Below are 23080 nucleotides of genomic sequence, written 5' to 3'. Positions count from 1 at the left end.
GAGTAAACGATATGGCCATTGTCGATGTGACCGTCATACCGCTTGGAACAGCTTCTCCAAGTGTAAGCGAGTATGTCGCAGAAATTCAGAAAGTGCTCAACGCCTATAAGGATCAAGGGAAAATTGACTTTATGCTCACGCCAATGAGCACAATTATTGAAGGAGAGCTTCCTGTTTTATTTGAAGTGATTCAAGCTATTCATGAAGTTCCATTTTCAAAAGGAATCGATCGTGTAGCGACCAATATTCGCATCGATGACCGCCGCGACATTCAACGCCGTATGGCTGATAAAGTGGCGAGTGTAAAAGCGAAACTGGAAGACAAATAAAACACGCCGTCCATTGCGAAGGCGTGTTTTTCAAAGCTTATATTAGTGAGCGACCGGATATCCGTGATGAAGAACCGTCATGATTGTAAACCAGCCGAATACCGCAGCTGTACCTAAGCCAAATAATAATCCAAGTATATTCTTTTCACGCAATGAACGAATGACTCCGAAAAGCGCTAGCAATGTCACTAATGAAAAAATAATCACTAAGCCCATTATACTTACCCCCTTTTGTCAAAAATGCGTCCATATATGTAGGAAAAGATTGATTTCCTTTACATTGTAATCTTTTTTTCCTTATTTGTCGAGGTCAAAAATGCGGATATTTATATCATACGCCGCTGCTACTTTTTTAATCAAACCTTCGTAAGTTTTGTCCATAAAATAAATGGTTTCATTGTTGCAGTGCTCCTTTGCAATCAAGTATTCTTCGTATTGCAAAAGAGCCATGTCAATTTCTGTAGCATCTCCGTCTACGACTGCGAAGGCAATGACTGTCTCTTGATAAAGATAAGCACGACCTTGTTCAGATATAAATCCATAGTCGCCAAATAAATCGGTAAGTTCGGGATTGTTTAACTCCAAAAGGGAATATGTTTCTATATTCGCGGGAAGAAGTTGTGTGGACGGCTCGAAAATAAGCAATTCACGATCTTGATCGATAATCCTGTTATCGAATAAAAGATTTTTTGCTGCCGCTTCTGCTCCCAGTCTTTTTTGCATCGTTCTTCTCCTCTTATGCCGTTTGTCTTTTAATTCCTATTTTACAAAAAGTAGTGTTAATATAAAATAGTCTTTAAAAATAAAAAATAAAATTGGAGGGAATCGATATGAAGTGGGAACGAATTCCATTAGGGCCTTTGCAAACGAACGCATACATACTATCTCATTCAAACGGAACGTGTATTATTTTCGATCCGGGCAGCGAGGGAAAGAAATTAGTAGATCATATTGAAAAGCAAGGGTTAACACCGTTGGCGATCTTGTTGACACATGCTCATTTTGATCATATTGGAGCCGTTGATGATGTACGAAATAAATGGAACGTACCTGTTTATATTCATCAAAATGAACAGGAGTGGCTCGGAAATCCACTGTTAAACGGTTCGTATTATTTTATGGGGGGAGAAGTGCGGGTAAAAGAGGCGCAGCATGTTTTAACACATGAGCAGAAGTTAGAAATCGGCGAATTTATGCTTCAAGTGTTGGAGACGCCTGGACATTCCCCAGGGAGCGTATCGTATTATTGCGAAGAGATAGAAGCGGTGTTTTCCGGGGATGCTTTATTTGCCGGAAGCATCGGACGTACCGATTTGCCGGGAGGAAATCATGCGCAGCTGCTCAGAAGCATTCACGATAAGCTGCTTTCACTTCCTGAAGAAACGATGGTTTTATCCGGTCACGGTCCGGAGACGACAATCGGCGCGGAAATGGATACAAATCCGTTTTTACATGGCTTTGAATGAATAAAAAAAATCCCTTCTCCACGTCGAGAAGGGCTTTTTTGGGGGATGTTCTATTCATATAATGGGAGGGGATATAGTTAAGCTACTATATTAAAGTTATAACAAAATTATTACTATGTCAATAGTGAAAACTAAAAAAAGGAGAGCTTTATGAAAAATTTTATCCATGAGGCGATTGAGCGTTCAGAAGAGGGGAAAATTTCATATTCGGATTATATGCAGTTGGCTTTATATGATTCGCAGTTTGGGTATTATATGCGCGAAAAGGAAAAAATCGGCCGGTTTGGCGATTTTATAACAAGCAGCAATATTTCAGATGTATTTGGCAAATTGTTCGCGAAAATATTTATACAATTAGTGGAAACAGAAGGTATTCCACCATTGATTTGCGAAATTGGCGGAGGAAATGGCCGATTTGCCCGGGCGGTTTTACAAGAATGGCAAAAACGTTCCCCTGACACATATGATCGTTTGATATATATGATGATTGAAACAAGCCCGTATCATCGAATAAAGCAAAAGGAAACATTGCATCATCTTTCTGAACGCATCGTTTCGTACGAATGCATCGAACAATTTTGTGAAGATTTTCCCCGATTCGGCGGAATTGTATTTAGTAATGAACTGTTTGATGCATTTCCTGTTCATGTCATTCAAAAAAAGGGGAACAGCCTTTATGAAATTTTTATCACATCAAGTGATGGACAGTTGGTCGAGACGATGGTGCCGCTTGAGAACGAGGAAATTATTGCTTATTTAGAAGAGAGAAACATTTCTTTAGTAAACGGGCAGCGTTTTGAAATTCCGCTTATGATGAAACAATTTATTTTGGAGATGGGCGCTTTTTTCCATAAAGGTGTCGTATTTACGGTTGATTACGGATATACCGATGAAGAATGGCGGCTGCCTGCACGCCGTGAGGGGAGTTTGCGCGGATACTATCAACATCAGCTTATAACGAATCCGCTTGTTTTTCCCGGTGAGATGGATTTAACGACCCATATCCAATGGGATGCTTTGCGAATGTATGGGGAAAAAGCGGGATGGCAGTTTGTTAAACTCCTCCGCCAAGACGAATTTTTATTGGAGGCAGGAATTTTAGAGTATTTGACGGAGCATTATGACCCGAATCCGTTTTCCGACCAAAGCAGGCAGAACCGCGCGATTCGTACGTTGCTTATGGACGGAGGAATAAGCACGGCTTTTCAAATAATGATTCAACAAAAAAATGTTTCGCTCCAATGGGACAACATTTTCAAAGATGCCCCCTTCGTTAGACGATGAAAGGCTGTATAAAAAAAGAAGCTGACCCGAAAGTAAAGTGTCAGACCCCACAACACAATATATAAAACATCCCATTGGTGATATATTGTGAAAGGCACATGAGGTCAGACACTTATGGGTCAGCCCTTTTATTCTCCCATTCCTGGAACCATCATAAACGTTGTCCAGTAAGTGAACCCTGCAAAGAAAATCGTTAAATATGCGCCAAAGATGTAAATATACATTCTTTCTGTTAATTTTAAGTAGCTTAACAGCAAGAAGAAACCTGTTTGGCCAAAGAAAATTAAAGAAGTTGTATGCATGTGGCCGAGGTAGAACATCACTGCGAAAATCCCAGTCCAAAATGCTAATACACGGAACATGCGATCCATTATGTATCCCTCCTTTTTGAACAAATCCCTGACTCTACATATTATAATGTACATTTTATGGTTGTGTAAATATCGCTTTCTATTTTGTGAGAATGACTAAATAAGAACATGTATCACAGCCGTTTGTCATGTTTTTCTCTTCAATCAGCTCCACTTCGGTAAATAAAGTTTCTAACATGCCACGCACGAAGGCGCTATGCATATGACAAACCGCTTCTGGCTGATGAAACGCAATTTCTTTAAACGGACAGTTGTAAATTCGAAAATAAATTTTGTTTTCATTTTCATCAATATCAAAAGTTGGATGAAAACCAGCTGTCTCCGCCGCTTTTTTTAAAATATCTATTCTTTGTGAAAACGATAATGGATAAGCCGCTTGTTTGTTGGCAAGCTCGTTTTCAACCAGCTCCTTGCCGAACTGTTTTCCTGTTTCATATAAAGCCTGTTTTCCGACATCACCTAGCTTCATCATCGCCTGAATCGCCATTTTTGAAAGAAGCTGGTAATCGCGAAATGGAAAGTGAAGCTGAATGACATCATCTGATAGGCGGTATAAGCGGCTAGGGCGCCCACCTTTTCCTGTCTTTTGTGTTTCCGAAACAAGCAAGTTGACATCTTCCAATTTCGTTAAATGCAGCCGGGCGACATTCGGATGAATATTGAAGGCATCAGCAATTTCCTGAACGGATACTTCACCGTGTTTTTTCGTAATGTACTGATAAATATAATATCGCGTTGGATCAGCCAATACATTCGTTATTTTTAAAGTTTGTTCCATTTTTTTCACTCCTAGACTATCCATGCTAAATTTATTATAATACAGCTATTTTTCCATTGGAATGGTGTTTATAGTAGTTAACTGATAGTTAATAAGAAATTCACAATTTATTCAAATAAAATGAAAGTATGATATGGTTTGAAGCAATTGTTTATGTCCAATTAAAAAACGGTAAGCCTGCAAGAAAAATGTTATGGATGACAATAAAAATTTTTGTAATTTTTTTAGAGAAAAAAGAAGGAAAAACAAAAAAGATAGCGAATAATGTCTATGAAATGATGAAAAGGAGGTGTAGACTTGGTTGCTAAAATCGTTGTCGTGTACTGACCGATGGAAGGAATGGTGCACGACTAGACTATCGCTAACAGCGATCCACGGGTTGTCTTTCACAGCAGGTGGATGACAAGGGAAATCCCTTCCTGATGGAACTCAGGTGTTTCCTGGTTTTAGATATTATAGATTTTAGTAACCGGGGAATGCATGAATGCGATTGAACAATTGGCTGATCGGTTGCTGACGGAAGCTTGTTCGCTGCGGGCATCAGATATTCATATTGTCCCGCGCAAACGCGATGCCGTCGTCCAGTTTCGTTTGGACGGAGTATTAATCGTCAAAGAGGTGATAATGAAAGAAACGTGTGAACGGCTGATTGCTCATTTTAAATTTTTAGCCGATATGGATATCGGTGAGCGAAGACGCCCGCAAAATGGAGCGATGGAAATTGAAGTAGAGAGTACCATTATAAATCTGCGGTTGTCCACATTGCCGACTGTTTACGAAGAAAGCCTCGTTATTCGTCTTCTTTTCCAAGATTCATTTCTCCCATTATCACATCTCTCTCTTTTCCCAAGTACGATAAAAAAATTAGTGTCACTTTTGCAATATCCATATGGATTGATGATTTTCACTGGTCCGACTGGTTCAGGGAAAACGACCACATTGTACACGCTGTTAAATATATGTAAAAACAAATACAATCAAAACGTGATTACGCTTGAAGACCCGATTGAAAAGCGGACAGAAAATGTGCTGCAAGTACAGGTGAATGAAAAAGCGGGAATCACCTATGCAACGGGGTTAAAAGCGATTTTGCGCCACGATCCCGATGTCATCATGGTTGGAGAGATTCGTGATGCCGAAACTGCGAGAATCGCGGTTCGCGCCGCACTTACAGGTCATTTAGTATTAACAACGTTGCATGCGAAAAATGCGGTTGGGGCGATTTATCGGCTGCTGGAATTTGATGTCTCCTTGCAGGAGATCGAACAGACGCTGCTGGCGGTGACTGCCCAGCGGCTTGTTGAATTACAGTGTCCGTTCTGCGGTGAACAATGTTCGCCGATTTGTCGAAAGCAACGAAAAATTCGCCGCACTTGTATATATGAATTGTTATATGGAGAAGCGCTTGCAAAAGCGATTCAAGAAGCGCGTGGCGAAAAAGTCGCCTATCGCTATCAAACGTTACAGGATGCCATTAAAAAAGGAATTGCTCTCGGATTTTTATCCCCCCGTTTGCTGCAAGGGCGGATGGTAAAATGAGACGCAAGAAAAACTGGCCGCTCGAGAAGCAGGGAACGTTTTTGCTTCGTCTAGGAAAACTGCTTAATAAAGGATATTCCCTTGCGCAAGCAATCGAGTTTCTCGGAATTCAACAATCGTCTGCGCAAAGACAGGATTTGCAGCAATGTCTTTTGCAGCTTCGTTCCGGCATTCCTCTTCATGAAGCATTGCAAAAGCTTGATTTTCCTGCCGAGACAATCGGATATTTATTTTTTGCAGAACAGCATGGAAATCTTGCCCAAGGTTTATGCGAAGCAGGGAATATGCTTTTGTTAAAAGCCCGGTACATCAACAGGCTTAAAAGGTTGTCTAGTTATCCGTTATTTTTGATATTCTTTATGATCATGATGCTGATGCTGGTTCAACAAGTGTTGTTTCCGCAATTTGCCCATCTGTCTTCTTCGTTTTATGCCGAGGACTCCTTCCTCTCCTCCTCTTTCATTCATGCCTTTTTGCTTCTTCCTGATGTGTTTCTTTCATTTCTTTTGTTTGTTGTTTTTCTTATCATTTTATATTTTATCGGCTTTAAACGTTTACATCCTGCTGTGCAAATGAATTTGTATTTAGCCATTCCTTTTGTGAGGCGCTTAGTTGTGTTATATCATTCACAGTTTTTTGCATTCCAATTTAGCCACTTATTAAATGGCGGCCTTTCTGTGTATGAAGCGCTGCAAGTGTTTGAGAAGCAAACGAATTTGCCGATGCTGCAGCTTGAAGCTGATCGGATGAAAAAACAGCTTGCCAAAGGGGAAAAGCTCGACTGGATTATTCAATCGCGAAAATATTATGAAAAAGAATTGGCGCTCGTCATTCGCCACGGGCAATCAAACGGAGAGCTGGCCAAGGAATTGCTGCATTACAGCCAATTTGTCCTGCAGCGCATCGAAGAAACATTAGAACGCTGGCTCCGCGTGATTCAGCCGCTGTTCTTTTCGATTATTGGTTTACTTGTTGTCTTGATGTATTTAGCAATTTTATTGCCGATGTTTCAAGTCATTAACCATTTATAAGGATAAGGAGGCCAAAATATGAAACAAAAAGGATTTACATTAATTGAAATGCTAATTGTCCTTATGATTATTTCCATTTTGATTCTTATTACCATTCCGAATGTAACAAAGCATAACAGTGTTATCAACAACAAAGGATGTGAGGCGCTCGTAAAAATGGTGCAAGCTCAGGCAAAAGCATATGAAATGGAGAAGGGAACAATACCGACAATACAAGAGTTAATCGATCAAAAATATATTAAGTCAAATAAATGCCCAAACGGAAATACGCTGCAAATCGACAGCAGTGGAGAAGTAAGTGAAAACGATGCGTAAAGAGAGCGGTTTTACGTTAATCGAAATGCTAATTGTTTTGACAATTATTAACGTATTGCTTATGTTAAGCATTCCCAAAATGGATCGTCTCGTTGAAAAAAAGCAAACCGACTATTTTATTGAGCAGTTTAAGGATGATATGTTGTACGCACAGCAATATGCAATGACGCATAAGTCTTCTGTCATCATTGTTTTTTATGATCAGCAACCGGTGTACCGAATTACGGAAGAAAGTGTTTTCGGACGGATTCTCCTTCATCGCTCCTATTCAGACAAACTGCAAATTCAGCCCGTTACTCTTCAATCACCATTGATCTTTTTGCCAAATGGAAATGTGAACAAATCGGGAACAATTTTAGTCACTTATGGCAAACAAACTTATAAAATTGTCTTTTTGCTTGGGAAGGGGCGGTTTTATGTGCAAAAATTGTAATGGATTTACGCTGATTGAGATGCTTGTTTCATTAGGAATTTGGCTTTTAGTCTCCATTCTCTTACTCCCTTCCTTTGTACAAATATCATTAGAACGGAAAAACGAAGAATTGAAAATGACAGCGCAACAAATTTTAAAGGAAGAATTGCATATCCGTCATTTAACGTCATTACATGATAAAACAATTCAACGTAACAATGTTCTGTATACTGTTCATTGGGAATTTGTTGAAAATGGAGTTGTGAAAGTATGCATTCATTGGCAAGACTATACAGAGCGCGTCGTTGAAAGGTGTGGGTATGCGAAAAAATGATTAAACGAAACAGCGGATTTACATTAATAGAGATGCTTATTACGTTATCGGGCCTTCTCATTATCGTATCGTTCATGCCGATGCTGTTGGACATTCATTGGGTCAAGGAACAGCAACCAGAGCGTTTTAACCGCCTCGAATGGCATGTATTTGCACGGCAAATTGCGTCTGAAGTAAGGGAAGCAAGAGAAATGGAAATCAAGCAGTCAACGATATATTTGGATAAGTTTAATGGTGAAAAAGTTAGCTTTGAAAAATACGGAAACTTGATTCGAAGAAGAGTAAATGGACAAGGACATGAAATTTTGCTGCAATCTGTTTCCGATGTCCAATACAAGCTCGAACATGACGGGATTCGCGTTAAAGTGATGACAGAGCAGGGAAAGGAGTATGAAACATTGATTATGACATTTTTCCAGCCAAAGGAGAAAGGAGCATGAACAACGAAAAAGGATTTATCCTTCCTGTCACAATGATCTTTTCCTTTTTTCTTCTGCTATTGTTTGTTCATGTGATTGAGCTGTATAAAATGGAAACAGAGTTTGCCGCTCATGAACAACAAATGTATGAACTGGATGGGATTATGCAAATGGCAGTTGTTGATGTAAAAAACAAAATCAGCAATCTTTCTGACACAGTCACCTTTTTAGATGAGACTGTCGTATATCCAACAGGAAAAGCGCATTATGAGCTTAAACGGCTCGGTCAGGAACGAATCAATGTTCATGTTTTATGCATTTCGAACAACGGGCTGGAATATAAGGCTGAGTTTACCTTATCTGTTCCGGATATGGAACTAGTAGAGTGGAAAGAAAAATATTAAACACCTGTTCCCAAAAGCTGAGAAATGTGATAAGGTGACAAAAAAGCGGAATGAAATAAAGAGGAGAGCGAAGATGAAGGCAATTTTTTTAACAGGGTTTATGGGGGCAGGAAAGACATCGGTCGGCAGACAGCTTGCCGAACGTTTAGGTGTTTCCGTTGTCGATACGGATGAAATGATTGAACAAAAAGTGGGGAAGTCCATTAGTGAGATTTTTGCTTCAGAAGGAGAAAGCGCATTTCGAAAATACGAAAGGGAGCTGTTAAAGACACTGCCGCTGCAAAATATTGTTGTAACAACCGGCGGAGGAATGGTCATTCAAAAGGAAAACCGCGATTGGATGAAAAAGCATGGGATCGTCATTTATTTGCATTGCGAGCCGGAAGAAATTTTACGAAGGCTTGCTGGTGACGAGACACGTCCATTATTAAAACAACACAATAAACAAGAACTAATCAAAAGATTGTTGACAGAACGCATGCCTTATTATCAAGAAGCGCATTTCATCGTTAATACAACGCACAGGACGATGGCGGAAGTGGTTGACGATATTGTTGCAGCGCTTAAACAGCACATGTAATGGTCATACTATATGATAAAAAAGGTGGTGACCATGCTTGTCAACGAATGATTATGTAAAATTTGTGACGCAGCAGTTCGTCACTTATATGGAACAGCCGAAAGAAGAAAGAAGGAAAAAAAGAGAACAACGAAAGCAAGAAAAACTGCCGTTTTTAAATCGCTGGTTCGGCATTGTGCCATTTGGCTTACTGTTATTGTTTAAACGAAAACGATGACAGGGACTGACCCATAAGTGTCTGACCTCACGTAATTATGTTGCGGGGTCAGACACGTTGCTTTTGGTTGTTATTTGCGCACATTTGGACGCGGCTGTAAATAAAACAAACCGCCATTCATAATCGAGACGCGGATGCTTGGTTTATATTGTTCTTCCAATGACGCTTTCTCTATATAATAACATTCCGGCTTTTCATCGGTTTCCTCGTAAAAGCGGTCAAGCAGCGCCAAATCTTCTTCCCATCTTTTTAACGCCTCATCCGCCCAAGAGTGATCGTCCTGTTGAATCATGTTTTTCATGTACTGTTCTAACCGCAAAATTCCGCTTTGCGGCTTTATGAGCGGTGTGATCGTAAAACAATAGTCCGGTATTTTTGGAGTCAGCTCAAGCTGCTGTAACTGCTCTTGAAATTGTTCGATAATCGTTCCGCTTATTAGGTGAAGCCCGAGTGATAAGAGAAAATCACGTTTACGATCACATTGGTAGGAAACTTTTACATTCAGGCCAAGCCAAGGCTGAAGTGGAACAAATGGTTGTCCTGAAGGCTGGATGTTTTCATAAAGGCGGATATAGCTGCCCCTTTTTTGTGCTGATTGAAATATTTGATGCAGCCGCGGTGAACCAAAGTGAAGACGTTCACCCTTGAGCTTTTCTGTTTCTTTTGTTTGCTTTGTAATGAATGTCAGCTTCATTGGGGCAGGAGTGCCGCCTGTGTTTTCGATATAATGCCAATAAAACGGGCGGTTCATTAATTCTTTATCCATATCAACGGTTAATTGAGTCATCAAATAGCCGTCGCCGTTTTCGACAATTTCACATTGATTGGCGCGTAAATATCTTTCAAGAAAATGATGAATTTCATGTTGCTGCATATGTTTTCCCGCCTTTATTTAAGTTGTCGGCAAAATCAATCATCGCTGTTAAATTTTCCATTTTAATTTTCATTTCTCCTTCACTTCTAGAGTTGAAGAAGACATCATGCAAATAGTCTTCAAAATGATGAAGCTCCATTTTCGCCAAAATATCGTCCAGCTCGCCGATAACCCGTTCAAACAAATGAATTTTTTCATAAAGAAGCTTTAAAATATGCTCTTCGACCGTATCTTTTACAGCGAAATTGTAAATATAAACATCGTTTGTCTGCCCGAGACGATGAACGCGGCCGATGCGCTGTTCAAGACGCATCGGATTCCAAGGAAGATCATAGTTAATCACATGATGGCAAAACTGCAAATTGATTCCTTCGCCTCCTGCTTCTGTTGCGATTAATACTTGCACTTTATTTTTAAACAGCTCTTTCATCCAATCTTTTTTGCCGCCCTTAAAGCCGCCGCGGAACGGGACAGACGAAATGCCGTGCTGCTGTAAAAACCATTGCAAATATAACTGTGTTGCGCGATATTCCGTAAAAATAATCACTTTATCATTAATGGATTGAATCAGCTCTAATGCTTTTTCGGCTTTTGCGTTTTTCGTTACCGCATTGATTTTCCCGATTAGTTCGTTAAAGTAAGGAGGAGCTTCACCATCATGTTTTTCAAGCATATTTTTCAAAGTGACAAATAAAGCTTCGCGGCTGCTGCATACTTCCCGGAGCATCGTAATGAGCGAAAATTGATTTCCAAAAGAAATGTTTTTCAGTGATTGAACCGCGTTATACAGCTCTCTTTCTTCTTCTGAAAATTCAATGACGATTGTTTCAACGTTCCGTTTTGACCATTCGATACCGGTATCCATCCGGCGGTTGCGAATCATTACTTTATTGACAAGCGCTTTTAAATGCTCATCGGCGTGTAAAGAACGCATTTTTCCATACTTTTCGGTAAAGTAGGCAGCGTTCCCTAAGTGGCCCGGCTTTAAAAGGGAAACGAGATGGAAAATTTCTTCAATCCGGTTTTGAATCGGCGTTGCTGTCAGCAGCAGGCAAAATTTCTTTTTCAGATTTTGGACGAACTCGTAGTTTTTTGTCTTATTGTTTTTTAATTTGTGCGCCTCGTCGATGATAATCATGTCATAGTTCTGTTGATAAATCATTTCCCGGTGCGGGCTTTTTTTTGCTGTGTCAATGGAAGAAACGACGACGTCGCACTGTTCCCAAACATAACTCTTTTTTTGCTGAACAGCAGGGATAAAAAATTTTTCGTTAAGCTCCGTTACCCATTGTGACACTAAAGAAGCGGGAACGAGAATCAATACTTTTTTGACAAGGCCGCGAATCATATACTCTTTTAAAATAAGCCCCGCTTCTATCGTTTTGCCAAGCCCTACTTCATCTGCTAAAATCGCTTTTCCGTTCATTTTTTCAACGACTTGTTTCGCGACCTCAAGCTGGTGAGGCAGCGGTGTTAAATGCGGCAAATGGTTTGGCGCCTGCAGTCCGTAAAAGTCAGGAACGCTTAAACGTTTGGAAACTTCTAAACAAAGCTGATACAAATCCCAGCTTGACCAAGGCCCGTCTTGTTCAAGCCGTTCAAGAAATCCTTCTTTCCAAGCGGAGTCAAATTCAATCTCGACCTTCATGCTCATCATTCCTTTATGCATTTTTTCCGAACAATAAACTATAAAAGCGGTGATATATGTATGAAAATAACTTAATAAAATCAATAAAACCAACATAAAAGTTCGGTTATTTTTTTGGAAAATCGAATTTTTTGTTGCTCTAAAAGGCCGGTTAATGGTAGTATAATAATAACTTAGAAAGTTAAAAAAATTATTGCATTGCTTGTGTCGTTTTCATAGTTTGACCATTTTTTGAAAAATTATATATGTGCGAATGAGAACAAGGGGAGAGACTACATTTTTGTAGCGCCGAAGGAGCAAGCGGAACACGCGAATCTCTCAGGCAAAAAGACTCTTGTTTGACGCAGCTCTGGAGAGTGTTCACATATGATGTGAACCACCCAAGAGGAAACCTATTGCTCAATAGGGAAACTTTCAGGTGCCAGGACAGAGACCTTCATTAATCATAATGGGGGTAATCTGTCCTTTTTTAATGAAAAAATAAAAGCGCAAAAGGATAACAAGCGGCATACGCAAAAAGGAGGAAGCCTATGGCACAGCTAAAACGCACACCGCTTTTTTCCGTCTATGCGGAATACGGAGCGAAAACGATTGATTTTGGCGGCTGGGAATTGCCCGTTCAGTTTTCCAGCATTAAGGAAGAACACGAAGCGGTTCGCACCCGCGCTGGTTTATTTGATGTGTCACATATGGGAGAAATTGAGGTGAAAGGGAAAGACAGCCTTGCTTTCCTGCAAAAAGTAATGACGAATGATGTGGCGAAATTAACAGACGGCCGTGCCCAATATAGTCTGATGTGTTATGAAAACGGCGGCACCGTCGATGATTTATTAATTTATAAAAAAGCGGATGATCATTATCTTCTTGTTGTCAACGCAGCCAATACAGATAAAGATTTTGACTGGCTTAAAGAGCATCTGTTTGGCGATGCCGAGGTAACGAATATGTCTGAGCAAATCGCTCAGCTTGCTTTGCAAGGACCGCTTGCAGAAAAAGTGCTGCAAAAATTAACGGAAACCGATTTATCAGAAATGAAATTTTTCGGATTTAAAGACGATGTAGACCTTCAAGGTGTAAAAGCGCTTGTTTCCCGCACTGGCTATACGGGAGAAGATGGTTTTGAGATTTATTGCCATTCAGAAGATGCGGTGACGCTTTGGCATGCCATTTTAGAAGCCGGAAAAGAAGACGGCGTGCTTCCATGCGGTCTCGGCGCCCGCGACACATTGCGGTTTGAAGCGGTGCTTCCGCTTTACGGTCAAGAGATTTCCAAAGATATTACACCGCTTGAAGCAGGCTTAGGATTTGCGGTCAAAACAAATAAAGAAGCCGATTTTATCGGCAAAGAAATGCTGAAAAAGCAGAAAGAAGAAGGAACGCTGCGCAAGCTTGCCGGTATTGAAATGATTGATAAAGGCATTCCGCGTCACGGTTATCGAGTATTTGCCGGTGAAGAAGAAATTGGTTTTGTCACAACGGGAACACAATCGCCGACATTGAAGAAAAATATCGGTTTGGCATTGATAAAAACACACTTTGCCAGCCTTGATACAGAAGTATACGTGGAAATCCGCGGCAAACGTCTAAAAGCAAAAGTGATAGCCACACCATTTTATAAACGCGCGAAATAAATGAAAAAGGGGAGAAACTGCCATGCTTCATCGTTATTTGCCGATGACGGAAGAAGATAAACAAGAGATGCTGAAAACGATTGGCGTTGAATCGATTGATGAACTGTTTTCCGACATCCCGGAAAGCGTTCGTTTTAAAGGGGAATATAACATTAAAAAAGCAAAATCAGAGCCGGAATTAATGAAGGAATTAACGGAACTTGCGGCAAAAAATGCCGACTTGAAGCGGTATACGTCGTTTTTGGGAGCTGGTGTTTATGACCATTACGTTCCGGTCATCGTTGACCATGTCATTTCCCGCTCGGAATTTTATACAGCTTATACGCCATACCAACCGGAAATTTCTCAAGGGGAACTTCAGGCGATTTTTGAATTCCAAACGATGATTTGTGAATTAACGGGAATGGACGTTGCCAACTCTTCGATGTATGACGGCGGCACGGCACTTGCAGAAGCGGCGATGTTAAGTGCAGCTCATACAAAAAATAAAAAAGTCCTTGTCTCAAAAGCGGTTCATCCTGAATACCGCGATGTGCTGAAAACATATGCGAAGGGACCGGGGCTTGAAATTGTTGAAATTCCGTTTGCGAACGGGGTTACCGATCTTGAAGCATTAAAAGCGGAAATGGATGAACAAGTGGCTTGTGTTATTGTACAATATCCTAACTTTTTCGGACAAATTGAACCATTGAAAGAAATTGAGCCAATTGCCCATACAGGAAAAAGTATGTTCGTTGTCGCAAGCAATCCGCTGGCACTCGGTATATTAACGTCGCCTGGCCAATTCGGTGCGGACATTGTTGTCGGTGATGCTCAACCGTTCGGTATCCCGACGCAATTTGGCGGACCACATTGCGGTTATTTTGCGGTCAAATCGGTGCTAATGAGAAAAATACCGGGCCGTCTTGTCGGACAAACGACAGATGAAGAAGGACGCCGCGGCTTTGTGTTAACGCTTCAAGCGCGCGAACAGCATATCCGCCGCGATAAAGCAACATCCAATATTTGTTCAAACCAGGCGTTAAACGCGCTTGCAGCTTCTGTTGCCATGACCGCACTTGGCAAAAGAGGCGTAAAAGAGATGGCGACGATGAATATTCAAAAGGCGCTTTACGCGAAAAAGGCATTCATGGAAAACGGTTTTGAAGTACCATTTACGGGTCCATTCTTTAACGAATTTGTTGTGAAACTCAATAAGCCGGTAAAAGAGGTAAACAAACAATTGCTTGAAAAAGGCATTATTGGCGGCTATGACTTAGGACGTGATTACCCGGAGCTTGAAAACCATATGCTTGTTGCCGTAACAGAGCTGCGCACAAAAGAAGAAATCGACATGCTAGTCAAAGAATTGGGGGATAGCCATGCGTAAAGATCAACCGCTTATTTTTGAAATCAGCAAACCGGGCCGCATCGGTTACAGTCTGCCGGAGCTTGATGTGCCTTCGGTCGATATCGAAGAAGTGATTCCAGCCGATTATATTCGCACAGAAGAGCCGGAACTTCCTGAAGTGTCTGAGCTTGATATTATGCGCCATTACACCGCTCTTTCTAAACGGAACCATGGGGTGGACTCCGGTTTTTATCCGCTTGGTTCTTGCACAATGAAGTACAATCCGAAAGTGAACGAAAATGTCGCCCGCCTTTCCGGATTTACGCATATTCATCCGCTTCAGCCGGAAGAGACGGTCCAAGGCGCGCTCGAATTAATGTATGATCTGCAGGAGCACTTAAAAGAAATTACCGGCATGGACGCGGTGACATTGCAGCCTGCTGCCGGTGCGCACGGCGAGTGGACAGGTTTGATGATGATTCGCGCCTATCATGAAGCAAACGGCGATTACAACCGTACGAAAGTGATCGTTCCAGACTCCGCGCACGGCACAAACCCGGCTTCGGCAACAGTGGCCGGTTTTGAAACAGTTACCGTTAAATCGAATGAGGATGGTTTAGTCGATTTAGAAGACTTAAAACGAGTAGTAGGACCGGATACAGCGGCATTAATGTTAACAAACCCAAATACGCTCGGCCTTTTCGAAGAAAACATTTTGGAAATGGCAAAAATCGTTCACGAAGCCGGCGGGAAGCTGTATTATGACGGAGCGAACTTAAACGCGGTATTAAGCAAAGCAAGACCGGGAGATATGGGCTTTGATGTCGTGCACTTAAACCTTCATAAAACATTTACCGGTCCTCACGGCGGCGGCGGTCCCGGCTCTGGTCCGGTCGGTGTGAAAGCGGAGTTAATTCCGTTCCTGCCAAAACCGGTCGTTTCTAAAGGGGAAAACGGCTATTATCTTGACTATGACCGTCCGCAATCGATCGGCCGCGTGAAACCCTTTTACGGCAACTTTGGCATTAACGTTCGCGCGTACACATACATTCGTTCGATGGGGCCGGACGGCTTAAAAGCAGTCACCGAATATGCGGTATTAAATGCGAACTACATGATGCGCCGCTTGGCGGAATATTATGATTTGCCGTATGACCGTCATTGCAAGCACGAATTCGTTTTATCAGGCAAACGGCAAAAGAAACTGGGCGTGCGCACGCTTGATATCGCAAAACGTCTTTTAGATTTCGGCTATCATCCGCCGACAATTTACTTCCCGTTAATCGTTGAAGAGTGCATGATGATTGAACCGACGGAGACGGAATCAAAAGAAACGCTTGACGCCTTTATCGATGCCATGATTCAAATTGCGAAAGAAGCGGAAGAAAACCCAGAAATCGTTCAAGAAGCACCGCATACAACCGTTGTGAAACGACTCGATGAAACAACAGCGGCCCGCAAGCCGATTTTGCGCTATCAAAAACAGCAGTAATACGAAAGAGGCTGTCCCAAAGATGAGTGTCAGACCTGAAATAGGCGTGAAGTCAGACACGTATGGGACAGCCTCTGTGCATTTTTTCTATATTTGAAAATACTACTCATCTGGCGGTGAAAGTGGCATCTATCCAAAAAACAATAAAAAATGTGAAAAAGCGATTCATCCGATGTAGGATGAATTGCTTTATGCATTCTACCATTTTCCGAAAGATTGTTAAGCAATATGGTTCTGTCATTAAAAATGAAATTGAGTACTAGGTTCTTCATCTTCATAAAAAAAGATTCACCGCATGGGTGAATCTTTAGTTTTTCTTTTTCACTTTCCCTGTCCATTGTTTAAAGCCGCCTTTTAAATGGTAAAGGTCGCGGTATCCTTTACGGTAAAGCATTTGTGCGGCCCGGCCGCTGCGAAGTCCGCTTTGGCAATATAAATAAATCGGCTGGTCAGGACGAAGCTCTTTCATGCGCATGCGCAATTGTGAAAGCGGAATGTTGCGCGCCCCTAAAATATGACCTGCCGCATATTCTTCCGGTTCGCGAACGTCGATGAGCTGCGCTTTACGATAACCAGCCCGGAATTCTTCCTGAGTGAGCGTTTTCACCATTTTTCGTTGCATGAAATAAGTGGCAACGGAATAAACGATAATGGCTCCAAGGACAATGAGTGCGATTTCCACGGATTGAACCCCTTTCTTTCTCTTTGTTTCGACAATTTCTATTATATAAGTGTTGAAAATGAGAAGCAAAGAGTTTTCCATTTAACGATGTTGTTTGTTAAACTTATAGAGGCAAAATCTAATATGGACGAAGAGGGTTGAACGATGGGAAAAGAAGTATGGCGTTTTATCGATTCGGGAAATTGTCCGCCGGCGTTTAATATGGCGTTAGACGAGGCGTTGCTTGAGTGGCACAGCGAGGGGAAAATTCCGCCGACTGTCCGCTTTTATGGCTGGGATCCGCCGACGCTGTCGATTGGCTATTTCCAAAAGGTTGAAAAAGAAATTGATATGGAGGCCGTAAAAAAGCATGGACTCGGGTTTGTGAGACGGCCGACAGGCGGGCGCGGTGTGCTTCATGATAAAGAGTTGACGTATAGTGTTATCGTATCGGAGGAACATCCGGATATGCCTAAAACAGTGACGGAGGCGTACCGCGTTATTTCGCAAGGAATTTTAGAAGGATTTAAATTGCTGGGACTCGATGCTTATTTTGCGGTTCCGAAAACGGAAGAGGAAAAAGCAGATTTAAAAAATCCGCGCTCAGCTGTTTGCTTTGACGCACCGTCTTGGTATGAGCTTGTTGTTGAAGGCAGAAAAGTAGCGGGAAGTGCGCAAACACGGCAAAAAGGTGTCATTTTGCAGCACGGTTCGATTTTGCTTGACCTTGATGAAGATTTGTTATTCAGCTTGTTTAAATATCCAAATGAGCGCATCAAAGAGCGGCTACAGCGCAATTTTAAAAATAAAGCGGTTGCGATTAACGAACTGACCGACCGCAAAATAACGGTGGAAGAAGCGAAAGAAGCGTTTTATAAAGGTTTTGAGAAAGGGCTTAATGTCGTTTTGGAACCGTATACGTTATCAAGCGAAGAACTTGAGTATGTGAATGAAATCGCCAGAACAAAATATGAGACAGATGAATGGAATTTTAGAAGATGATTGTTCAAAACGGTCTAACTCTCTTGAATAAGGACGGCATTCAGAGAGGAAGACCTTTTTTCTCTTATAAAATAGGCAAGAAGACTCCTGCTTCTGACAGAGCAGGGGATAATCCGGTGAAAGCGGGAGCCGTTTAAAAGATCGTTTTAGGTCTTTTGTCATAAATGAATCATCGCAACCCCGATATTTATTCATTTCATCGGAAAATCGGGAAGTTTATTACTGTTATCTCCCTTTTTCGCCGTTTTCTCTTCTTTTTTTTATTTGACAAAATGGCGATGATTTGACCTAAAACACAATATATAGTATGGGTAATAAAGAAAATAATACTATATATTGATTTTTTTGTTGCTTTTTTTTGCTGCTGTATGGTAATTTAATCTAGACAGAATTCGAAAGACTAGAAAGACTTGAAAGAAGAGGAGATGTTGGAGAATGACGGTTGCGTCTTCGGAAAAAATGAAAATTAATATCGAAAAGCTTAATGAGGATATTCGCCTTTTCCCGCAAGTACATCCGATTACAGAGGATATGAAAATTACGTATAAAGGCGTTTCCCGTTTAGTGATGCTTGATCGCTACTCATTTAAAGACACGGAGAAGCTGACGTTAAGTATCGGCGATTTTGTCGTTTTAACGGTTAAAGAAGATCCGAAGTTTCCGGCACGTGGACTTGGATATATTATCGACATTGATTGGGAAAATAAAAAAGCAAAAGTGCTAGTAGAAGAAGAGTATCGCCATGTGCTGGAAGGAAACGAAGCGGAAACGGGAGTTGTTATCCGCTCGCTTGATGTAATTGAAAAGCCGCTTGAGGTGTTTTATGAGCAAATCGCAAAGCGGAACGCAACCGGGTTAGCGGCTGTCGAGAAAACGGAAGAAAAGCGAAAAGAATGGTTCGAAAAGTTTTATCAAGAGCTGGTCAGCTTGAATTTCGTGCCGGCTGGACGTGTGTTGTATGGCGCCGGTTCGGGTACGGATGTGACTTATTTTAACTGTTATGTCATGCCGTTTGTGAAGGATTCACGCGAAGGAATTTCCGAGCATCGGAAACAAGTGATGGAGATTATGAGCCGCGGCGGCGGTGTCGGCACGAACGGTTCAACACTGCGCCCCCGCAATACATTAGCGCGCGGTGTTAACGGAAAATCGTCCGGATCGGTTTCATGGCTTGATGACATCGCGAAATTAACCCACCTTGTTGAGCAAGGCGGCTCCCGTTAAAGCAGCGCCAATCGGCGGGAGTAAAATCTCGTGAATTGCTGGGACGCCCTAAAGCCAACTTGACCACAACGTAGCTGGCAACGGCAAGCGTGATGGTTTAAAAACAAGTTGGATAAAGCATGGGCCATCAGCAGCCAAGCATCTCTGGAAACGGAGATGAAGGTTCAGAGACTATCGAAACTTCCTAAGACATTCAGTTAAGGAAGGAGTAGACTAAACGTGCGGTAACGCTCGTTTAGGGCACGAGACAAAGAGTGTTTTACTCTTTGATGATATAGTCCGATCTCTAGTGAAAACTAGAGAGCTAGGCAGAAATGACCTAGCCCACTCGAATAACGAGTGAGTAACAAACAGCGTGGCGCTCAAATGATTATGCTGGCCGACTGGCATCCGGACATTATTGAATTCATTATTTCAAAAATGCAAAATCCGCGCATTTTGCGTTATTTAATTGAAAATATGGAAGATGAGGGCATTAAAAAAGCAGCGCGGGATAAGTTGAAATTTACGCCGCTAACCGAGCAGGAACGCGCGATGTACCAGGCGATTGTTAATTATAAAAACATGCCGGGCTACGGCGGCTTCACGGAAAAAATTATTAAGGAAGCGGAAGAAAAATTGCGCACAGGCGGCACATACAGCGTGCACAATCCAGACTTTTTAACAGGTGCGAACATTTCCGTCTGCTTGACGAAGGAGTTTATGCAGGCGGTTGAAGAGGATAAAGAATATGAACTGCGCTTCCCGGATGTAGAAACGTATTCGGAAGAAGAAATGCGTATTTACAACGAGAAGTGGCATGAAGTCGGCGATGTACGCGAATGGGAGAAAATGGGCTATCGTGTTCGCGTTTACCGCAAAATCCGCGCAAGAGAACTTTGGAAGCTGATTAACATTTGCGCGACATATTCAGCGGAGCCGGGTATTTTCTTTATCGACAATGCCAACGATATGACGAACGCAAGAGCGTACGGCCAAAAGGTGGTTGCGACAAATCCGTGTGGTGAATGATTTGCCTCACGTTAAAAACTGCGGAATGAAGCGGGAAGGCTGAGATGCTAACCCGAACCGAAGGCTAGGTTTAAAAGCCTAGTCAGGGGCAACGCATAGGAGATGAACCTGCGAAAGCAGAATATAACTCTCCCAAGAGGCCGCAGCATTGCACACGCTATGTTCTAAAGGGAATTGAGGTGACGTTGATGAACAGGGGCTATGCAGGCTTTTATAAAGGGCATTATTTAAGGAGCTCATATGAATATGCGTATGCCAAATATCTTGATTATCACTCGATTCCTTGGAGTTATGAAGATTGTGTATTTGATATTGGATATAAATTTTATAAGCCCGACTTCTTCTTATACAGTCAAAATGGAAAACTTGTTAAAATAGTGGAAATTAAATCAAGAAACAAAGATGCAAAAAAGAATGCAAGTGCAGCATTGAATGTTATTGAAAAACGGTATCACATAAAGTGTGAACTAATCTCTTATGAAGAATTGCTCGACTTGTATAGAAAATTACCTTTTTCTTTAACATCAACTATTGAGGAATGGATAAAATCAGAGGATACCACTATTAATAAAGCTGCCTATGGTGAACTTAATGGTCATTATAATTTAAAACATAATGAAGAAACTAAAAAGAAGATAGGAGAGCACACTAGAAGTTTATGGTTATCTAACAGTGTAGCCAAACAAAGAATGTTAGAAGGATTAAGAAAGTCTGGTTTAGCTCAAAAAGGAAAAATAAAAAAGCCAAGAGAAACTAGGATTTGTGAAGAATGTGGAAAAACATTTCAAGTTATCATTACTTCAACACAAAAGTTTTGTAGTCAAACCTGTGCAGGACAACGAGCAATCAAGCGTGCAATAAACATGTATGTTAAAACAAGAAATGAAATACACAATAATATACGGGAATATATTATTAAATGGTCAAGAGAAAACTCAGATATAGTTGTTAAAACACCTTTAAACAAAATTAAAACTACTATTCAACCGTTAATTAGAGATATTGAAAAAGAATTTCAGGTTAAAGATCTTAGAGTCATTTCAAAATCAGTATTTGGAGAAGATCGGGGAAGAAAAGAGTTAATTAAATTTATGAAAAGCGTGTGCAATGAAGATGTATGCTGAGCTATACCGAATAGGAAGGTATAGAACTATCGGATAAAAAGCCGATAGGGTAACATAACTGGAACAACCTCTCGCGCCGTATTCTGTCTGCAACTTGGCAGCGGTGAACTTAGCGAATATGGTCGACAAAGAAAAGAAAACTGTCGACTACGAAAAGCTGAAACGCACCGTGGAAATCGGCGTGAGAATGCAAGATAATGTGATTGACGCAACCCCTTATTTCCTTGAGGAAAACAAAAAGCAAGCGCTCGGTGAACGCCGCATCGGCTTAGGTGTGATGGGCTTGGCGGACTTGCTGATTTATTGCGAAAAAGAATACGGCTCCGAAGAAGGAAACAAGCTTGTCGATGAAGTGTTTAAGACGATCGCAACGACAGCGTACCGCGCGTCGATTGAGCTGGCAAAAGAAAAAGGCAGCTTCCCGTTCCTCGTCGGCGAAACGGAAGAAGAAACGCAAAAATTAAGACAAGCCTTCATTCATACAGGCTATATGAAAAGAATGCCGGAAGATATCCGCCAGGACATTTTAAAATACGGCATTCGCAACTCACACTTGCTGACTGTGGCTCCGACTGGATCCACTGGTACTATGGTCGGAGTTTCCACAGGGCTTGAACCATATTTTTCCTTTTCTTACTACCGCAGCGGCCGTCTCGGCAAGTTTATTGAAGTCAAAGCGGATATCGTTCAAGAATATTTGGACAAACACCCGGAAGCGGATCCGAACAACTTGCCGCATTGGTTTGTCACAGCGATGGATTTATCGCCGGAAGCGCATGCCGATGTGCAATGCATCATTCAGCGCTGGGTTGATTCAAGCCTTTCAAAAACGGTCAACGCACCGAGAGGCTATACGGTGGAGCAGGTACAAAAAGTGTACGAGCGCTTGTGGAGAGGCGGCGCGAAAGGCGGTACCGTTTATGTTGACGGCAGCCGCGATGCGCAGGTATTAACGTTGAAGGCGGAAGAAAATACGTTGGAAGAACAGCTTGAATTAATTCCGGAAGAAAAAGAACAAAAAACAAAACGTGCCGTTGTGCTAGTTGATACGATTCAAGACTTGCGCTCAACCGATGTAACGATCGGATCTGAAGTCGGCAACATTTGTCCGGTTTGCCGCGAGGGTACGGTTGAAGAAATCGGCGGCTGCAACACATGCGCAAGCTGCGGCGCGCAGTTAAAGTGTGGGCTATAATAAACGAAAGAAAGGAATGGAGAAGATATCCTCCATTCCTTTTTGCTTTTATGTTATGAAAATTGATTAGGGTGCCGGTGTCGAATGTCGTATGATGACAACGGACTAGCATGTTGTCGATCGCCTCGAGTCATGGACGTATCAAGGAAATACGGTTCAATACGACTACGATACAGTAGGGAACTTAAAAAAACCACACGGAAAGACACTTACCTTTAACGCGACGAACGAAGTCGAGAGCTTCAGCTAGATGAAGCAGGAAACCTCCTTCAAGCTGACAAATACGACTATAAGCCCTATACACTAATTAGAAAGGCTTCTGTTTCCAGCAGAAGTCTTTTTTCTTAACAAATAAGTGATGAAAGTGTATAATTAAATTCAAAAAAAGAAATAAATGATTGTAAATAGT

The 23080-nt window shown here is 41.6% G+C and carries 24 protein-coding genes, 3 pseudogenes and 1 riboswitch; of the genes and pseudogenes, 20 read left to right on the top strand and 7 right to left on the bottom strand.

The annotated features are described in order from the left end of the window. Positions 1-11 precede the first annotated feature (11 nt). Complete coding sequence (locus B0I26_RS04245; RefSeq protein ID WP_111644221.1) at positions 12-329, top strand: MTH1187 family thiamine-binding protein; 318 nt, start codon at positions 12-14, stop codon at positions 327-329. 42 nt (positions 330-371) lie between these two features. Here the strand turns inward: B0I26_RS04245 and B0I26_RS04240 are convergent, their stop codons facing one another. Together B0I26_RS04240 and B0I26_RS04235 are read right to left on the bottom strand one after the other, a co-directional pair. Next, positions 372-545 carry a DUF2759 domain-containing protein gene (locus B0I26_RS04240; RefSeq protein WP_111644220.1) on the bottom strand — a complete coding sequence of 58 codons (174 nt, stop codon included), beginning with the start codon at positions 543-545 and terminating at the stop codon, positions 372-374. Positions 546-626: 81 nt separating this feature from the next. Next, on the bottom strand, positions 627-1052 hold the full coding sequence (locus tag B0I26_RS04235; RefSeq protein WP_111644219.1) for a hypothetical protein: 426 nt from the start codon (positions 1050-1052) through the stop codon (positions 627-629). A 107-nt stretch (positions 1053-1159) separates the two neighbouring features. Between B0I26_RS04235 and B0I26_RS04230 the strand changes: the two genes are divergently transcribed. Together B0I26_RS04230 and B0I26_RS04225 are read left to right on the top strand one after the other, a co-directional pair. Next, on the top strand, positions 1160-1795 hold the full coding sequence (locus B0I26_RS04230; protein WP_111644218.1) for an MBL fold metallo-hydrolase: 636 nt from the start codon (positions 1160-1162) through the stop codon (positions 1793-1795). A gap of 150 nt (positions 1796-1945) precedes the next feature. Continuing rightward, a complete protein-coding gene (locus B0I26_RS04225) occupies positions 1946-3079 on the top strand; it encodes a class I SAM-dependent methyltransferase (RefSeq protein WP_111644217.1) in 1134 nt (377 codons plus the stop codon). Between the two features lie 128 nt (positions 3080-3207). Here B0I26_RS04225 and B0I26_RS04220 read toward each other — a convergent pair whose 3' ends face one another. Further along, entirely contained in the window at positions 3208-3450 is a 243-nt protein-coding gene (locus B0I26_RS04220) for a DUF2626 domain-containing protein (RefSeq protein WP_111644216.1), read from the bottom strand. Positions 3451-3529: 79 nt separating this feature from the next. Beyond that, a complete protein-coding gene (locus tag B0I26_RS04215) occupies positions 3530-4228 on the bottom strand; it encodes a helix-turn-helix transcriptional regulator (RefSeq protein ID WP_111644215.1) in 699 nt (232 codons plus the stop codon). Between the two features lie 480 nt (positions 4229-4708). Here B0I26_RS04215 and comGA point away from each other — a divergent pair, with 480 nt between their 5' ends. The 9 genes from comGA to B0I26_RS04165 all read left to right on the top strand — a co-directional run bounded on the left by comGA (position 4709) and on the right by B0I26_RS04165 (position 9479). Next, the gene (comGA, locus tag B0I26_RS04205) at positions 4709-5767 is read left to right on the top strand and encodes a competence type IV pilus ATPase ComGA (RefSeq protein WP_111644213.1); all 1059 of its coding nucleotides are present in this window, start codon (positions 4709-4711) and stop codon (positions 5765-5767) included. Further along, positions 5764-6798 (top strand): competence type IV pilus assembly protein ComGB, encoded by a 1035-nt coding sequence (gene comGB / locus B0I26_RS04200; protein WP_111644212.1) that lies wholly within the window; start codon positions 5764-5766, stop codon positions 6796-6798. The genes comGA and comGB overlap by 4 nt, the downstream gene beginning before the upstream one ends. An 18-nt stretch (positions 6799-6816) precedes the next feature. Then, positions 6817-7113 (top strand): competence type IV pilus major pilin ComGC, encoded by a 297-nt coding sequence (comGC, locus tag B0I26_RS04195; RefSeq protein WP_111644211.1) that lies wholly within the window; start codon positions 6817-6819, stop codon positions 7111-7113. Then, on the top strand, positions 7106-7546 hold the full coding sequence (gene comGD, locus B0I26_RS04190) for a competence type IV pilus minor pilin ComGD (RefSeq protein WP_181502717.1): 441 nt from the start codon (positions 7106-7108) through the stop codon (positions 7544-7546). Before comGC ends, comGD begins: the two co-directional genes overlap by 8 nt. Further along, positions 7530-7859: a competence type IV pilus minor pilin ComGE gene (comGE, locus tag B0I26_RS04185; RefSeq protein ID WP_181502693.1), complete on the top strand. Its 330-nt coding sequence runs from the start codon at positions 7530-7532 to the stop codon at positions 7857-7859. The genes comGD and comGE overlap by 17 nt, the downstream gene beginning before the upstream one ends. Further along, positions 7856-8299, top strand: a complete 444-nt coding sequence (gene comGF, locus B0I26_RS04180; RefSeq protein WP_111644208.1) for a competence type IV pilus minor pilin ComGF — start codon at positions 7856-7858, stop codon at positions 8297-8299. The genes comGE and comGF overlap by 4 nt, the downstream gene beginning before the upstream one ends. After that, complete coding sequence (gene comGG / locus B0I26_RS04175) at positions 8296-8682, top strand: competence type IV pilus minor pilin ComGG (protein WP_111644207.1); 387 nt, start codon at positions 8296-8298, stop codon at positions 8680-8682. Before comGF ends, comGG begins: the two co-directional genes overlap by 4 nt. 73 nt (positions 8683-8755) lie before the next feature. Continuing rightward, on the top strand, positions 8756-9262 hold the full coding sequence (locus B0I26_RS04170; RefSeq protein WP_111644206.1) for a shikimate kinase: 507 nt from the start codon (positions 8756-8758) through the stop codon (positions 9260-9262). 37 nt (positions 9263-9299) lie between these two features. Continuing rightward, positions 9300-9479, top strand: a complete 180-nt coding sequence (locus B0I26_RS04165) for a YqzE family protein (protein ID WP_111644205.1) — start codon at positions 9300-9302, stop codon at positions 9477-9479. Between the two features lie 70 nt (positions 9480-9549). Here B0I26_RS04165 and B0I26_RS04160 read toward each other — a convergent pair whose 3' ends face one another. Both B0I26_RS04160 and B0I26_RS04155 read right to left on the bottom strand, forming a co-directional pair. Continuing rightward, positions 9550-10353 carry a YqhG family protein gene (locus B0I26_RS04160; protein WP_111644204.1) on the bottom strand — a complete coding sequence of 268 codons (804 nt, stop codon included), beginning with the start codon at positions 10351-10353 and terminating at the stop codon, positions 9550-9552. Next, on the bottom strand, positions 10340-12001 hold the full coding sequence (locus B0I26_RS04155) for a DEAD/DEAH box helicase (protein WP_111644203.1): 1662 nt from the start codon (positions 11999-12001) through the stop codon (positions 10340-10342). Before B0I26_RS04155 ends, B0I26_RS04160 begins: the two co-directional genes overlap by 14 nt. 253 nt (positions 12002-12254) lie before the next feature. Further along, positions 12255-12345: riboswitch (glycine riboswitch) on the top strand. Between the two features lie 186 nt (positions 12346-12531). Here B0I26_RS04155 and gcvT point away from each other — a divergent pair. From gcvT to gcvPB, 3 genes are read left to right on the top strand one after another with little or no spacing between them, the layout of a single operon-like run. After that, positions 12532-13632: a glycine cleavage system aminomethyltransferase GcvT gene (gene gcvT / locus B0I26_RS04150; protein WP_111644202.1), complete on the top strand. Its 1101-nt coding sequence runs from the start codon at positions 12532-12534 to the stop codon at positions 13630-13632. Between the two features lie 22 nt (positions 13633-13654). Continuing rightward, positions 13655-15001: an aminomethyl-transferring glycine dehydrogenase subunit GcvPA gene (gene gcvPA / locus B0I26_RS04145; RefSeq protein ID WP_111644201.1), complete on the top strand. Its 1347-nt coding sequence runs from the start codon at positions 13655-13657 to the stop codon at positions 14999-15001. Then, on the top strand, positions 14994-16454 hold the full coding sequence (gcvPB, locus tag B0I26_RS04140; protein ID WP_111644200.1) for an aminomethyl-transferring glycine dehydrogenase subunit GcvPB: 1461 nt from the start codon (positions 14994-14996) through the stop codon (positions 16452-16454). Before gcvPA ends, gcvPB begins: the two co-directional genes overlap by 8 nt. Before the next feature lie 307 nt (positions 16455-16761). On the opposite strand, the gene B0I26_RS04135 is transcribed toward gcvPB, so the two are convergent. Then, positions 16762-17136: a rhodanese-like domain-containing protein gene (locus tag B0I26_RS04135; RefSeq protein WP_111644199.1), complete on the bottom strand. Its 375-nt coding sequence runs from the start codon at positions 17134-17136 to the stop codon at positions 16762-16764. Between the two features lie 144 nt (positions 17137-17280). Here B0I26_RS04135 and B0I26_RS04130 point away from each other — a divergent pair, with 144 nt between their 5' ends. The 5 genes and pseudogenes from B0I26_RS04130 to B0I26_RS04110 all read left to right on the top strand — a co-directional run. After that, positions 17281-18117, top strand: a complete 837-nt coding sequence (locus B0I26_RS04130) for a lipoate--protein ligase family protein (protein ID WP_111644198.1) — start codon at positions 17281-17283, stop codon at positions 18115-18117. A 435-nt stretch (positions 18118-18552) separates the two neighbouring features. Next, positions 18553-19338 (top strand): annotated as a pseudogene (locus tag B0I26_RS04125) (ribonucleotide reductase N-terminal alpha domain-containing protein); the annotation flags it as partial. A 354-nt stretch (positions 19339-19692) separates the two neighbouring features. Next, positions 19693-20349: pseudogene (locus B0I26_RS04120) on the top strand (vitamin B12-dependent ribonucleotide reductase); the annotation flags it as partial. 191 nt (positions 20350-20540) lie between these two features. After that, the gene (locus B0I26_RS04115; protein WP_111644196.1) at positions 20541-21476 is read left to right on the top strand and encodes a PDDEXK family nuclease; all 936 of its coding nucleotides are present in this window, start codon (positions 20541-20543) and stop codon (positions 21474-21476) included. Positions 21477-21537: 61 nt separating this feature from the next. Further along, positions 21538-22671 (top strand): annotated as a pseudogene (locus B0I26_RS04110) (vitamin B12-dependent ribonucleotide reductase); the annotation flags it as partial. Between the last annotated feature and the right edge of the window lie 409 nt (positions 22672-23080).

Origin of the sequence: Paranoxybacillus vitaminiphilus, from assembly GCF_003259935.1 — a bacterium.
In the GTDB taxonomy this organism is placed as follows: Bacteria; Bacillota; Bacilli; order Bacillales; family Anoxybacillaceae; genus Paranoxybacillus; species Paranoxybacillus vitaminiphilus.
This window is presented reverse-complemented; position numbering and strand designations above follow the sequence as displayed.